At 69.0% G+C, this 14,408-nt stretch carries 13 protein-coding genes; 4 read left to right on the top strand and 9 right to left on the bottom strand.

Translation table 11 applies throughout. From position 1 onward, the window contains the following. The first annotated feature begins 21 nt into the window (after window positions 1–21). Window positions 22–1,239, top strand: a complete 1,218-nt coding sequence (locus OWR29_RS32045; protein ID WP_267567110.1) for an MFS transporter — start codon at window positions 22–24, stop codon at window positions 1,237–1,239. On the opposite strand, the gene hisC is transcribed toward OWR29_RS32045, so the two are convergent. The 4 genes from hisC to hppD are packed head-to-tail and all read right to left on the bottom strand — an operon-like array spanning window position 1,236 to window position 5,176. After that, the gene (gene hisC, locus OWR29_RS32040; RefSeq protein WP_267567109.1) at window positions 1,236–2,318 is read right to left on the bottom strand and encodes a histidinol-phosphate transaminase; all 1,083 of its coding nucleotides are present in this window, start codon (window positions 2,316–2,318) and stop codon (window positions 1,236–1,238) included. The genes OWR29_RS32045 and hisC overlap by 4 nt on opposite strands. A gap of 2 nt (window positions 2,319–2,320) precedes the next feature. Next, window positions 2,321–3,427: an RDD family protein gene (locus OWR29_RS32035; protein ID WP_267567108.1), complete on the bottom strand. Its 1,107-nt coding sequence runs from the start codon at window positions 3,425–3,427 to the stop codon at window positions 2,321–2,323. Continuing rightward, window positions 3,424–4,011, bottom strand: a complete 588-nt coding sequence (locus OWR29_RS32030; protein WP_267567107.1) for an RDD family protein — start codon at window positions 4,009–4,011, stop codon at window positions 3,424–3,426. The genes OWR29_RS32035 and OWR29_RS32030 overlap by 4 nt, the downstream gene beginning before the upstream one ends. A 10-nt stretch (window positions 4,012–4,021) precedes the next feature. Further along, a complete protein-coding gene (hppD, locus tag OWR29_RS32025) occupies window positions 4,022–5,176 on the bottom strand; it encodes a 4-hydroxyphenylpyruvate dioxygenase (RefSeq protein ID WP_267567106.1) in 1,155 nt (384 codons plus the stop codon). Between the two features lie 207 nt (window positions 5,177–5,383). Here hppD and OWR29_RS32020 point away from each other — a divergent pair, with 207 nt between their 5' ends. Next, on the top strand, window positions 5,384–6,688 hold the full coding sequence (locus OWR29_RS32020; protein WP_267567105.1) for a PQQ-binding-like beta-propeller repeat protein: 1,305 nt from the start codon (window positions 5,384–5,386) through the stop codon (window positions 6,686–6,688). Between the two features lie 70 nt (window positions 6,689–6,758). Further along, the gene (locus OWR29_RS32015) at window positions 6,759–8,426 is read left to right on the top strand and encodes a fumarate hydratase (protein WP_267567104.1); all 1,668 of its coding nucleotides are present in this window, start codon (window positions 6,759–6,761) and stop codon (window positions 8,424–8,426) included. A 239-nt stretch (window positions 8,427–8,665) separates the two neighbouring features. On the opposite strand, the gene OWR29_RS32010 is transcribed toward OWR29_RS32015, so the two are convergent. The 4 genes from OWR29_RS32010 to OWR29_RS31995 form a co-directional block, all read right to left on the bottom strand. Then, the gene (locus OWR29_RS32010) at window positions 8,666–9,103 is read right to left on the bottom strand and encodes a hypothetical protein (protein ID WP_267567103.1); all 438 of its coding nucleotides are present in this window, start codon (window positions 9,101–9,103) and stop codon (window positions 8,666–8,668) included. 391 nt (window positions 9,104–9,494) lie between these two features. Next, on the bottom strand, window positions 9,495–9,869 hold the full coding sequence (locus tag OWR29_RS32005; protein ID WP_267567102.1) for a hypothetical protein: 375 nt from the start codon (window positions 9,867–9,869) through the stop codon (window positions 9,495–9,497). A 679-nt stretch (window positions 9,870–10,548) separates the two neighbouring features. Continuing rightward, window positions 10,549–11,034 carry a GNAT family N-acetyltransferase gene (locus OWR29_RS32000; protein WP_267567101.1) on the bottom strand — a complete coding sequence of 162 codons (486 nt, stop codon included), beginning with the start codon at window positions 11,032–11,034 and terminating at the stop codon, window positions 10,549–10,551. A 90-nt stretch (window positions 11,035–11,124) separates the two neighbouring features. After that, complete coding sequence (locus OWR29_RS31995; RefSeq protein WP_267567100.1) at window positions 11,125–12,009, bottom strand: LysR family transcriptional regulator; 885 nt, start codon at window positions 12,007–12,009, stop codon at window positions 11,125–11,127. Window positions 12,010–12,084: 75 nt separating this feature from the next. Here OWR29_RS31995 and OWR29_RS31990 point away from each other — a divergent pair, with 75 nt between their 5' ends. Further along, window positions 12,085–13,404, top strand: a complete 1,320-nt coding sequence (locus OWR29_RS31990) for an aspartate aminotransferase family protein (protein WP_267567099.1) — start codon at window positions 12,085–12,087, stop codon at window positions 13,402–13,404. Here OWR29_RS31990 and OWR29_RS31985 read toward each other — a convergent pair. Beyond that, window positions 13,388–14,395 (bottom strand): outer membrane protein assembly factor BamB family protein, encoded by a 1,008-nt coding sequence (locus tag OWR29_RS31985; protein ID WP_267567098.1) that lies wholly within the window; start codon window positions 14,393–14,395, stop codon window positions 13,388–13,390. The genes OWR29_RS31990 and OWR29_RS31985 overlap by 17 nt on opposite strands. Window positions 14,396–14,408 lie beyond the last annotated feature (13 nt).

The raw sequence follows: 14,408 nt of genomic DNA, 5'->3' as shown, positions 1-14,408 counted from the left end.
CTCAGAGCTTATTCTGCGGACGTGACATTGAACCGCCCGGCCCTGGCCATTCTCGGTGCGTCCTCGTTCTTCTACGTGACCGCCGAGACCCTGCCGGTGGGTCTGCTGCCCGAGATCGCCCGCGGGCTCGACGTGGCCGAGTCCGACGTCGGCCTGCTGCTGACCAGCTACGCCGTCGTGGCCGGGGTGAGCACGATCCCGCTGACCGCGCTGACCATGCGGGTGCCGCGCCACCTGCTGCTCGCGATCACGATGGCCATCTTCGTGGTGTCGCAGGCGGCGGCCACCTTCGCGCCGACCTTCCTGGTGCTGGTGCTGGCCCGGCTGATCTGCGCGCTGGCCCACGGCGTCTTCTGGTCGGTGATCGGTCCGGTCGCGGCCCGTCTGGCGCCGCCGGGGCAGGCCGGGCGAGCAACCGCGCTCGTCTTCGTGGGCAACTCGCTGGCCATCGTGCTCGGCGTGCCGCTCGGCACCGCACTGGGCCAGTGGCTCGGCTGGCGGGCCGCCCTGGCGGCGATGGTCATCGGCGGCACGATCTGCGTGATCGGGCTGATGAAGGTGCTGCCGAAGCTGCCGCCGCGGGAGCACGACTTGAAACTGCGGCCGGCTGCCCAGCTGCGGGCGGCCTTCGGCATCGCCCGCGACCGGCAGGTGCTGCTGCTCTGCCTGATCACGGCGGTGCTGGTGATCGGCCACTTCTCGGCCTACACCTACATCGCCCCGCTCGTGCGCCGCGACGCCGGGCTCGAGGGCGCCGGGCTGAGCGTGCTGCTGCTGGGGTACGGGTTCATGGGGTTGCTGACCAACTTCGCGGTCGGCCGCTTCGTCGACCGGCGTCCCGGCACGGTGCTGGTGGGCCTGCTCAGCGTGCTGGCGGTGTCGGTCGCGTTGCTGGCGCCGGTGCTGGGCGTCGTGCCGACCGTGATCGTGTCGCTGCTGTGGGGTGGCGCGTTCACGGCCATCCCGGTGGTGCTGGCTTCGGCGCCGCTGCGCATCGCACCCCGGGCCCGCGACGCGGCCTCGGCCCTCTACGTGGTGGCGTTCCAGATCGGGATCGGCGGCGGGGCGCTGCTCGGCGAGCGGATGGTCCGGGCCGGTCACCTGGGCGTGCTGCCCCTGATCACGGCGGGTCTGGCCGTGCTCGCGGTGGTGCTGATCGTGACGATCGGCCGGCGGGCCTTCCCCGCTCGCCTGAGCGAGGAAGACCACCACCGGACGGAAGCGGAACTGGTCGGTTAGCTCTTCAGGGCCACTTCGGCCGCGGCCAGGAAGGCGTCGTTCTCTTCGGGGGTCCCGATTGTCACGCGTACGCCGTCCCCCTGGAACGGTCGCACGATGACCCCACGACCCTCGCACACCTGGCCGAACGCCGCCGCGCCGTCGCCCAGCGGCAGCCAGACGAAGTTGGCCTGGCTCGTCGGCACGTCCGCGCCCATGGCCCGCAGCGCCTCGGTGACCCGGTCACGCTCGGCCACCACCAGGGCGCACCGGCGGCGCACCTCCGCCTCCTGGGCCAGCGCCGCGATCGCCGCCGCCTGGGCCACCAGGCTGGTCGAGAACGGGGTGAGCACCTTGCGGATGGCCGCGGCCACCTCGGGCTGGGCCACCAGGTAGCCCATCCGCAGGCCGGCCAGCCCCCACGCCTTGCTCATGGTGCGCAGCACGAGGACGTTGGGCCGATCGCCGTACGTTTTGAGACCGTCCGGCACGTCGGGGTCGGTGACCAGTTCCCGGTACGCCTCGTCGAGCACCACGAGGACGTCGGAGGGCACCGAAGCGAGGAACCGGTCGAGGTCGGCCTTCCGGACGCTCGTACCCGTCGGGTTGTTGGGGTTGCAGACGATGACGAGCCTGGTCCGGTCGGTGATCGCGGCCGCCATCGCGTCGAGGTCGTGCCCGTGCCCGTCCGTGTTCGGCACCCGGACGCTGGTCGCGCCCACACCGGCCGAGATGATCGGGTACGCCTCGAACGAGCGCCACGAATAGACGATCTCGTCGCCCGGCAGGCATGTCGCCTTGACCAGGATCTCGGCCAGCGCCACCGAGCCGCAGCCGGTCACGATGCGCTCGACGGCCACCCCGAACCGCTCGGCCAGCGCGTCCCGCAGCGCCGTCGCGCCCATGTCGGGGTAGCGGTGCGAGTGCAGCATCGCGTCGGTGACCGCCTCGACCACGCCGGGCAGCGGGCCGTACGGGACCTCGTTGCTGGCCAGCTTGATCGCCTCGGCGATGCCCAGCTCACGGGTCAGGTCGGCCAGGCTGCGGCCGGGAACGTAGGCGGGCAGGCCGTCGAGGTCGGCGCGGGTGAGACGGGTCATCTTCAGTCCCCTGTTCCGGTGGAGCCGTTGCCGCCGCCGGTGGTGGCGTCGACAGGCTGGCGGTCGTCGGGCGGCAGCGCGACCACAACCGTGCGCGCCGTCTTGTCGTGGAAGGCCTGGCGCAGCTGCTGGTCGAAGACCGGCGACACGCAGTCGATGAGCTGCAGCACGAAGCCGATGCCGGCGCAGCCCCAGGCCGGCGTCCACAGGCCGAGCCGGGCCCACCGGCCGAACGCGCGGCCGAAGCCGAGCGGCTTGGTGTCCTCGACGGCCACGACCTTGATGCGCATGACGCGTTTGCCCAGCGTCTGGCCGCTGCTGCCGATCGCCGGAGCCTCGTAGGCCAGCCACAGCAGGGTGGCGATGATCAGCATGGCCCAGAGCAGCCCGTCCATGCGGCCCGAGGCCTGCACGTCCCAGGCGCTGCCGCCGTTGGCCATCTCGTCGAGGGTGGCCCGGTACATGGGCACGAACTCGCGGGCCCACTGGTACGCGAACCAGCCGTTGATCACGACGTTGAGCAGCAGCACGGCCAGAATGTCGAGCAGGCGGGCGACCAGCCGCGGGCCGAGCCCGGCCAGCGCGAACCCGTGCGGCCGGGCCTGGACCGGGGGATACATGCCGGCGCGCATGCCGGGCGGCATCTGCTGCCAGCCGGGCGGCGGCTGCCATCCCGGAGGCGGCTGCCATCCCGCCGGCGGCTGCTGCCAGCCGGGCTGAGGCTGCTGCGTGCCGGGCGGAGGTTGCTGCGTGCCGGGCTGAGGCTGCGAACCCGCGGGAGGCTGCTGGCCGGGCGGAGGCTGCCACCCCGGCGGGGGCTGCCATCCCGGGGGAGGCTGCCAGCCGGGCGGCGGCGGAGGCTGCGGGCCCCAGCCGGGCGGCGGGCCCGGGGGTGCCTGCGGCGCCGGCGACACGGCCGGCGGCGCGCTCGAATGCGGGTTGGCCGTGGGGTCGGGCGCCGGAGCCGGCTCTTCCTCGACCGGCGGCGGCCCGTCGGGTGGCACCGCGTCGGCCGGGATGGCCTTGCCCAGCCATCCCTCCCCGTCCCAGTAACGCTGGGTATCGGGCTCGGCGGGGTCTTTGTACCAACCGGCGGGCAGCGAACTCATGGAAGAACCTTAACGACCACCGTCTGAGCGAACTTGTCGTGCAGGGTCTGCTGGTACGGCTTGTCCCAGAGTTGCCACAGTCCGTCGACCCAGCTGAAGAACGGAACGATGGTGCCGACGACGTATTCGATGAGGTAGCGCTTGGCCGCCATGCCCCGGGTGAGCCGCCGCGACGGGTCGATCGGCACGACCCGGATTTTCATGGCCTTCTTCCCTACGGTCTGGCCGGTGCGGTGCATGAATTCCACGACGTACACGTAATAAAGCACCAGCAGCAGGGCGAACAGCCCGATCTCCAGCAGCAGGAGCGGCATGAAGTAGTCGCTGACGAAGTCGTTCAGATCGACCACCGGCTGATCCTGCTGAGCCTCGGTGATCCGGCCCAGCACCACGAAGACCGCCGGGATCGCCACCACGAAGCTCACCGCGGACAGCAGAGCGATATCGATCATGTACGCGAGCAGTCGCTGGTCGAACCCCGCCAGCGGCACCCCGGCCGGGCTCAGCGGAGGCGGCGGGGGCGGCAGGTAACCGGGCCCCGCCGGATAGCCCGGCGGCGGCCCGTACCCAGGTGGTTGATTCACGCGACCAGTGTCACAGATTGCCGCGACGTTCCTGCTCCCGCTCGATCGCCTCGAACAGCGCCTTGAAGTTGCCCTTGCCGAAGCCGAGCGAACCGTGCCGCTCGATCAGCTCGAAGAAGACCGTCGGGCGGTCCTGCACGGGCGAGGTGAAGATCTGCAGCAGGTAGCCGTCCTCGTCCCGGTCGACCAGGATCTTGCGGCTCTGCAGCTCGTCGATCGGCACCCGCACGTTGCCGATCCGGGCCCGCAGCTCGGGGTCCTCGTAGTAGGAGTCGGGGGTGTCCAGGAACTGCACGCCGGCCGCGCGCATGGCGTCGACGCTGGCGATGATGTCGTTGGTGGCCACCGCGATGTGCTGGGCGCCCGGGCCGTCGTAGAACTCGAGGTACTCGTCGATCTGCGACTTGCGCTGCGAGACGGCCGGCTCGTTGAGCGGGAACTTGACCTTGCGGGTGCCGTCGGCCACGACCTTGGACATCAGCGCCGAGTAGTCGGTCGCGATGTCGTCGCCGATGAATTCGGCCATGTTCGTGAAGCCCATGACCCGGCGGTAGAACTCGACCCACTCGTCCATGCGGCCCAGTTCGACGTTGCCGACCACGTGGTCGACGGCCTGGAAGAAGCGCTTGGGCTGCAGGCCGGCGTCGATGGCGGGCTGCCGGTCGACGATCGGCGCGCGGCTGACGAAGCCGGGCAGGAAGGGGCCGTCGTAGCCGGAGCGGTCGATCAGGGAGTGCACGGTGTCGCCGTACGTCGCGATCGAGGCCACGCGCACGGTGCCGTGCTCGTCCTTGAGGTCGTACGGCTCGGCGACGCTGCGGGCGCCGGCCGCGATGGCGTGCGCGTACGCCTTGTCGACGTCGGGCACCTCGAGCGCGATGTCCTGGATGCCGTCGCCGTGCTTGGTCACGTGGTCGGCGCCGGGCGCCCCCGCGTGCACCGCGCCGGTCACCACGAACCGGGCGCCGCCGCTGGTCAGAACGTATTCGGCGTGGTCGCGGTAGCCCTGCTCGGGCCCGCGGTAGGCCACGCAGGTCATGCCGAAGGCCGTGGAGTAGTAGTGGGCCGCCTGCTTGGCGTTGCCCACGAGGAACTTGAGGTGGTCGACGCCCTTGACGGGAAAGACGTCGTCCGTACGGGTCTCATGTGCCATCGTCTGCGTCATTGACCGAGGTTGTCGCAGCTCACAGGCCGTTTCAACATGTGTCCGCGCAACTGCGCAGCGTGCCCTTCTCGGCTGCGTGACGGCCGGTCGGCCGGTGCAACTTGCACAACGCCGAGAGCGGCCTGTCCGTTATATCCGGCAAATCGTATCGACACGGGCGAATCAAGATCCTTCGTCCGGGTGATTGACCTGGCTAGCGTGTCGCGCATGGCGTCGGGTGGCAGCCCCTGGAAGGGGTACGCGCTGGTCGCGGTCGTGATCGTGATCGTGCTGGCCACCACCGGCGTGTGGAACCCCTGGCCCAAGGTGTGGGGCTGGGTCAACACCAGCGAGCCGATCGCGGGCGGCGCGGCCCGCTGGCAGCAGCGCATCGGCGGCAGCCCGCAAAGCGTCTCGGTGGTCGGCGACGCGGTCGTCGTCGAATACCGCACCTCCGTCGAGGCGTACGGGATCACCGCCGGCATCAAGCTGTGGGACAACGACGCCGACTGGGCCGCCGTCTCGGGCAGCGGCAACGACGCGGTGGTGGCCACCGGCCGGCTGCTGACCAAGGGCTACCAGGTGCTCGACCCGCGCAGCGGCGCCGTTTTGCGGGCCGACACCGAAGCGACCGCCGTCTGGACCTACCGCGACGCGCTGCTCGACCTGCACTGCGCCAAGGGCGGCGAATGCCAGCTCACGGCGTGGGCCCCGCGCGGCAGCAAGCCGCTCTGGACCGTGGACACCGGCGGCATCGGCTTCGTGCTCAACGCGGCCAACCCCGACCTGCCCGACACCCGCCCGCTCACGGCCGACCGGGTCGACGACGACGTGTCCCGGCCCCGGCTGATGCCGAGCCTGATCGGGCTGCCCGACGACGGCAAGGTCCGGGTGATCGACACCGCCACCGGCCGGGTCGTGCAGGTGGCCGAGCCCACGGCCGACCAGCGCATCGCGATCGCCGGCGGCCGAGTGCTCACGGTGACCGGAACGGCACAGGACGGCACCTGCTACTACGGCGTGGTGGCGACCGACCCACCGGCGCCGGGGGTGGTCTGGCGGCGCGACGGGCTCAATCTGCGTACGGCCGACAACGGCTCGAATTGCAAGCAGGAACACGACCCGGCCGGGGGTGAGGACGTGGTGCTCGGCGTCGACCCCACCGGCCGCCAGGAACTGCTGGCGGCCCACGACGGCCGGCTGCTGTGGCGTGGGGCGAAGGGTGAGACCGTGCTCGCGGTCAACGACAGCCACGCCGTGATCCGCAGCGCCGACGGCCGGACACTGCGCGGCTACGGCTTCAGCCGGGGCCGGACGAACTGGTCACGGCCGGTGGGCGAGGGCGGGGCGGCCGCGCTCACCCAGTCGGCCGCGGTGATCACGAGTCGCAAACCGGAGCGCATAGTGGCCGTGTCACCCGGGACGGGGCGGGTGCTGGCCGACGTGCGTACGGACGCGGAAGTTTTTGCCGTCGGACCGGGTGGCCTGATCGCGGTGTCCGGGCGTGAGATGGCCTATATCCCGTTTGCTTGACCGAACTGGTATGCGCGGACAGGCGGAGCGGTTCGCCGATGCCGGGGCGGCTTGTCTAGGCTTGCCGCTCATGAGCAAAGGGGCCGCATTCTCGTACTCGCCGCTGTTGCCCATCGGCGACGACCTGACCGAATACCGACTGGTCACGGACGAGGGTGTCGACGTCGTGCACGGCCCCGGCGGCCGCCGGTTCCTCACCGTCGAACCGGGCGCGATCGCCCAGCTCACCGCCGAGGCGATGCACGACATCGCGCACTACCTGCGCCCGGCCCACCTGGCCCAGCTGCGCGCGATCATCGACGACCCCAAGGCGTCGGCCAACGACCGGTTCGTCGCCATCGACCTGCTGCGCAACGCGAACATCGCGGCCGGCGGGGTGCTGCCCATGTGCCAGGACACGGGCACGGCCATCGTGATGGGCAAGCGCGGGCGGCACGTGCTCACCGACGGCACTGACGAGCAGGCCATCGCCCAGGGCGTCTACCAGGCGTACACCCGGCTCAACCTGCGGTACTCGCAGCTGGCGCCGCTCACCATGTGGGACGAGCGGAACACCGGATCGAACCTGCCGGCCCAGATCGAGCTGTACGCCGAAGACCCGGGCGGCGCGCCGGACGCGTACAAGTTCCTCTTTATGGCCAAGGGCGGCGGCTCGGCCAACAAGTCGTACCTCTACCAAGAGACCAAGGCGCTGCTCAACCCGGCCCGCATGATGGAGTTCCTGGACGAGAAGCTGCGGCTCATCGGCACGTCGGCCTGCCCGCCGTACCACCTGGCCGTGGTCATCGGCGGCACCAGCGCCGAGTACGCGCTCAAGACGGCCAAGCTGGCCAGCGCCAAATACCTGGACAACCTGCCCCGGCACGGCACGATGTCCGCGCACGGCTTCCGCGACGTCGAACTCGAGGCGGCGGTGCTCGAGCTGACCCGCGACTTCGGCATCGGCGCCCAGTTCGGCGGCCGCTACTTCTGCCACGACGTACGCGTCATCCGCCTGCCCCGGCACGGCGCGTCCTGCCCGGTCGCCATCGCCGTCTCGTGCTCGGCCGACCGCCAGGCCCTGGCCAAGATCACGCCGTCCGGGGTGTGGCTGGAACGGCTCGAGACCGACCCGGCCCGCTTCCTGCCCGAGGTCGACCTCGACAGCGAGCCGATGGTCAAGGTCGACCTCAACCGCCCGATGGCCGAGATCCGCGAGGAACTCTCCAAGTACCCGGTCAAGACCCGCCTCTCGCTGACCGGCCCGCTCGTCGTGGCCCGCGACATCGCCCACGCCAAGATCGCCGAACGCCTGGACGCGGGCGAGCCGATGCCGCAGTACCTGCGCGACCACGCCGTCTACTACGCCGGCCCGGCCAAGACGCCCGAGGGATACGCGTCGGGCTCGTTCGGCCCGACCACGGCCGGCCGGATGGACTCGTACGTCGAACGCTTCCAGGCCGCCGGCGGCTCCCTGGTCATGCTGGCCAAGGGCAACCGCTCGGCCCAGGTCACCCAGGCCTGCAACACGTACGGCGGCTTCTACCTGGGCTCGATCGGCGGCCCGGCGGCCCGCCTGGCCCAGGACTGCATCCGCCACGTCGAGGTGCTCGAGTATCCCGAACTGGGCATGGAAGCGGTGTGGAAGATCGAGGTCGAGGACTTCCCCGCCTTCATCGTCGTCGACGACAAGGGCAACGACTTCTTCGCCGACGTCACCCGCCCCAACCCCCTGCTCCGCATCGGCAGCCGCCCCTGATGTCGCTCCACTAGGAGAGGCTTTAACACGTGCGCAAGTACGCGTGATCACTAGTGGTGGAGCGACGGACGATTGGCGGCGAGCACTTCGTACTCGGCTAAGGTCGGTGGATACGCGAGGTGCCCATCACTTCGATTCACTGGCGTAGGCGGGCACGGTTGACTGACGGCTCGACTCGAATGACGGCGTAAATGCTCGGTCCACCGGCGGCCAGGACGACGTGTCAGCCTATTCCGAATCTAGCTATGACCTCCAGATGGTGGAAAGTCTTCACGGACAACAAATACCCCTGGCGCCACCTCGTCAGAATTTTCAGCGATACGTCGCTGCCATGATTTTGGCCACCGCGTCTGACCATCCCACCGCATTCCCGCTAAGCGGTGCCGCTCCAACTTAGCTTGCCGCAAGTCTTGACCAGTGAAGTCGTTAAGGAGAGAGTCCAGATTTCTTAGATCGTTTGCAAGCTCAAGAAGTACTTGCCGCTGGTCTTCTGCGATAGCGCCATCCGTCGTCTTTTGGAGCGCTTCATTAAGCAGACGACGGAAGACCGTTAAGTCGTGCGACCACGGCTTCTTTCCACGCAGCGCGTCCTCAAGAAACGTCGCGAGAATATCAATACTCTGAACCGCGCTCGATTTCTCCGAGGTGTGCCCATCCTCGTGGACCGCGTCCTCCACGGATGCTACTTTTTGGGCGAACTTTTCGAAAGTGCGGTGCCGAACCGCGGTGCATCCGCAAGTCTGCGTCGGAGCTTCAGTATGAGTCCGCACATCCAGTAAATCGTCGATCGGATGGCTTCTGAGCCACGTATAGAGGTCAGCTAACGGCGCTGACTTAGGGGGAGGCGAGCCTGGGCCGTAGCCTCTCGGTCTGCCGCGCCTAGGTCCGTCGGTCGAGTAAGCATCACTCGGCTTCCCGGATTCCCAGTCGCCAGCCAAGGTCCTGCCTAGAACCTGGCAAAAGTGGCCCGGGAGCTGCTCGCTCTCGCTCAACACCGGATCACGCTCTTCGCCCCAGTAACCTGCTACGGCATTGAACAGCTGTGCCCCGAAGCGACGGGGGGTCGCCCTACGCTCCACTGGAACTGCCCCCTCCGAAGAACTCGCTTAAGATTGCTCTAACGATCGCACGTCCGAGGCGCGTCGCTTGCTGCACCACCGTAGGGGCTGCGAGGCCAATAAGGAACAACACGAGCGGCTGATCCGACAAACCGACATGCTTCTGAAGCGCCACCACGGCGGCAAGCACGCCAGCGCAAGCCCAACGGATAGCAAGGCCCAGTATGAACGGTGACCGCTGACCTCGACCGCTGAACGGAAACTTCTTCAATTTGATCATGAGGGCGCCATACTTCGTGCCATCTGCCACGGCTCCGCCAAGAATGCCAAGCACAAGGCCCAGCCACCACTGGATCATGAAAGCCGCTTCACGGTACTCATCCATCAACGATCTCACTCGGCCGCCTTGCCGTCGAGCCTCCGACCCTCGGCCCGATCTACCGTAAGCAGGCGACACCTAAGGACTGGGAGATTCGTCGACGGTCCGCTAGGTACGTAAATCATCCACTTTTGCTCATAGTGCGGTGCGTCTCCTCTGCGACCCCTCGTATCTTGGCTAAAAGCCCTTGACCGGCAGGTCTGGACGATGACGCGCTTCGATCGCGTATCTGTTTATCCTTCAGCCACGCGCATGCCAGGATCGGACACGCGGCTCTTGCGCAGACATGACGCATCCTCTCCTCGACGCCCCGTCACGTTGCGTAGGGTCTTGCTGTCGATACTCGAGCCGCTTCTCGCGGAGGGAGTGATGCAGCACTCGCGAACATCGCGGAACGCGGGATCTTGGCAGTGCCGACACTCGGCATCATCCGGTGCCGGAGCTCGGAGCTCGCCTACAAGTTCATGCCCGTGGCAGCAGCGCCGACTTCAGGACTTCAGCTCGGCTTAGGCTAAATACCTCGCAGCCTGCCTCGCGTTGGTCCAACGCCATGAGCCATCGTGACGACGCCATTCTCGCAGCAGCCGTCGGACAGCGCGGCCTACCGTTCCATCTGTGCCCGTGGCCGGGGCGAAGGCCCGGCCGGTGACACCGCGCCGGGCCCTCGCCTGCTCACATCAAGCCGTCAGAGCTGTCGGTAGTAGACGGACACCGGCAGCATTGTGCACTTGAGACTTTCGTAGAGAGCCCGCGCCGGCGCGTGGAATGGATCGCCGCCGGTGCTGATCATGACTACCTCGGCTCCTTGGGTTCGCATGTTGGTGAAGGCGTGTTCGCACAAGGTGGCGCCCAGGCTCTGGCGGCGGTGGGTGGCGGCTACGGCCAGGTGGCTGATCTCGCCGTTGCGGCGGGGCAGGTCGACGCTCCACGCGACATAGCCGGCCAGGTCACCGCTGTCGGATTCGGCTACTGCGACGTACTTGTGCTGCTCGGGGTCGTGCAGCTTAGGGACTTCGCGGCGGTAGTCGTCCCGCCAGTCGGCGTGCTGGTTGGTGTAGATGAGCTCGCCCATCAAGGGGCGGAAGGATTCTTCGAAGAACGGGCCGAACGTCTCGATCGTCAGGTCGATCACGTTGTCCAGGTCGTTCTCGGTGAACGTACGGATGTGCATGGGAATGCCTTTCGAGGCTGAGGTCGATATGAACGGGCATCAACCTCAGCTACGCGTGCGCCCAGCGGCGAAGCATTCCACCAACTCAGGCTACCGGCTGCGGAGGGCGGTCAGCACCGCAGTTATTTCCGGCCTCGGCGTGGACGGGCGCCGCGCCGCCGCCGTGATGCGACGGGTCACCGACGGCGTGAGCGGGCGGGTCACCACGCGGTAGCGCGGGTCGACGGCCAGGCTGGGCAGCAAGGCGATCGACCGCCCGGCTTCCACGTGCCGCAGCGTCAGCATGTAGTTGTTGAAGCGGCCGATCACCGTCGGCTCGAAGCCGGCCTCGCGGCACAGCCGGGTGGCCAGCTCGGACATGTAGGCGCCGGCCACGTCGAACGTCCAGCGCTGATCCGTGCACGCCTCCAGCCCCACCGCGTCCAGCGCCGCCAGCGGGTGGTCGACCGGCAGGACCAGCACGATCTCGTCCTCGGCCAGCGGCACCAGGTCGACCGCCGGGTCGAGTTCGGCGCCGGCGAAGTCGGTGGTGGTGACGATGACGTCGACGTCGCCGCGGCGCAGGGCGGGCATGCTGACGTGCGGTTCCATCTCGAGCAGGACCACCGTCACGTCGGGGTGGCGGGCGGCCAGCCGGGCGACGGCCGGTTCGGCCAGGGCGGGCACGGCGCTTTGGAACGCGCCCAGCGTCACCGTGCCGGCCGGCTCGTCGGTCAGGCCGCGCAGGGACGCCTCGGCCGCGTCCATGGCGGCCAGGATCTCGCGGGCCCGGCCGGCCAGCAGCACCCCGGCCGCGGTGAGCCGTACGCGACGGCCCGTTCTTTCCAGCAGCGCGGTGCCCGTTTCCCGTTCGAGGGTGGCGAGCTGCTGGGAGACGGCCGACGGACTGTGATTGCCGCGCTGGGCGACGGCCCGGACCGTCCCGTACGTGGAAAGGTCGACCAGCAACCGCAGCCGCCACGGATTGAGCGTCACTGTGCGGCTCTCCTTAACAGCGAGCGCGGAAATGCGAGATGGACCTGACGCTAGAGCACCTCCTAGCGTCGGGGTATGACAGATACGTTCTGGTCCGACGCCGAGCGTCACCTCGTCCGCTACTCCGGCGCCGGTCGGTTCAGCCCCGAGATCATCGAGCGCGCCGAGGGCAGCTTCGTGTTCACCGCCGACGGCCGCCGGCTGCTCGACTTCACGTCGGGCCAGATGAGCGCGATCCTCGGGCACTCGCACCCGGCCGTGGTCGCGACCGTGCAGCGCCAGATCGCCACCCTCGACCACCTGTTCAGCGGCATGCTCAGCCGCCCGGTCGTCGAGCTGGCCCGCCGCCTGGCCGAGTCGCTGCCGGAGCCGCTGAGCAAGGTGCTGCTGCTGACCACGGGGGCCGAGTCGAACGAGGCTGCGATCCGGATGGCCAAGCTGGTCACGGGCGGGCACGAGGTGATCTCGTTCGGCCGCTCGTGGCACGGCATGACGCAGGCGGCGGCGAGCGCGACGTACAGCTCGGGGCGCAAGGGCTACGGCCCGGCCGCCCCCGGCAACTTCGCCATCCCCACTCCGAACGCGTACCGGCCGGACTTCACCGACGCGAACGGCGAGCTCGACTGGAAGCGGCAGCTGGACTTCTCGTTCGAGCTGTTCGACGCCCAGTCGGTAGGCAGCCTGGCCGCGGTCATCGTCGAGCCGATCCTCAGCTCGGGCGGGGTGCTCGACCCGCCGCCGGGCTACCTGGCCGCGCTGCGCGACAAGTGCCACGAGCGCGGCGGACTGCTCATCCTCGACGAAGCACAGACCGGTCTGTGCAGGACAGGCGACTGGTACGCCTTCGAGCGCGACGCCGTGACGCCGGACATTCTGACGCTGAGCAAGACGCTGGGCGCCGGCCTGCCGCTGGCCGCTGTGATCACCACCCCCGAGATCGAGCAGACCGCCCACGACCGCGGCTTCCTGTTCTTCACCACGCACGTCTCCGACCCGCTGGTCGCCGCCGTCGGCAACACGGTCCTCGACGTCCTGGAGGCCGACAAGCTCGACCACCAGGCCGCCGAGCTGGGCACGCACCTGGCCGACGGCCTGCGTGAGCTGCAGGCCCGGCACGCCGTGATCGGTGACGTGCGCGGGCGTGGCCTGCTGGTGGGGCTCGAGCTGGTGCTCGACCAGCAGACCAAGCAGCCGGCCGACGAACTGGGCGCGGCGGTCACCCGGCGCTGCCTCGAGCTGGGCCTGCACATGAACGTGGTCCAGCTGCCCGGCATGGGCGGCGTCTTCCGGATCGCCCCCGCCCTGACCTCGTCGAAGACCGAGCTCGACCTCGGCCTGGAAATCCTTGATCAGGCAATCGGCGACGTCGCGCCCCGCTTCACAGGGACGCGATGATCACGGTGTCCAGGGTGAAATAGTCTTTCCCTTTAAGCCGCTCGATCGCCACGAAATCGTCGGTGACCTGCCAGAGCCCGGGCTCCCAATCTCGCTTCTCGGTGCCCACGGCCAGCGGAAAGGCCTGCTCATCGCCGACTCGCAGATGGCGGTCGGCGGTGAGCGTCACCAGCCGTCCGCGCGAGATCCCGAGCAGTTGCTCACCACTCGGCACAACCAACTTGTCCAGGGCAGTCGGTTTCGCCGCGTCGGCCCGGTAGATGCGGTTGTCCGGGCCACGCAGATACGCGCAGCCCGACCGGCCAACTTCGCAAGTCAAAGGCACAAGCCCATTGGGGTACGTCGTAAGAGCCGCACCATTCGCCAGGGAGTACGCACCGGCCCCGCAGAACACCTGCCCGCCCGCCGTGGTGAACCCGTCCGCGCACGGCACGTCGGCCACCCAGCGCCGGGCCCCGCTCGCCACCTCGTACGCGGCCAGCCGTCCACCCCCGCTGACCAGCACAACTCCGTCGCCGACCAGCAGCCCCGGAGGCGCCCAGACGGTGGAAGCTCCCGTCCGATGCCCCTCGTACCCCGGCGCCGGCAACTCCGTGCCCACGCGCCAGGCCTCTTCCCCCGTACGCCCGTCGATCGCGATCAGTTGACCGTCGGACCACCGGCTGATCACCGTCGTTCCCGAGGCCACCACACCCGAGACCTGCGCCGGCCACCTGCGCAGCGACCACCGGGCGGTGTTCACGCTCTTGGCGTCGACCGGGGCGTCCGCCCGAACCTGCCGCTGTCCCGCGTACACACGAAGGCGGTTGTCGACAATCAAGGGCGCCATGTTCGTACGCCCGGTGACCCCGGCCCCGCGCGAAGCCGCCGCCGGGTAGGCCGCCGACGCCGGCGACAGCACCTCGGCCGGCTTCAGCACCCGCCACCCGATCAGACCGGCCGCGACCACCAGGACCAGCGCCACCAGCGATCGCAGCAGCACCCGGGACACCCCGGCAGCCTAT

This window comes from Paractinoplanes pyxinae, assembly GCF_026626335.1.
Classification (GTDB): Bacteria; Actinomycetota; Actinomycetes; order Mycobacteriales; family Micromonosporaceae; genus Actinoplanes; species Actinoplanes pyxinae.
This window is presented reverse-complemented; position numbering and strand designations above follow the sequence as displayed.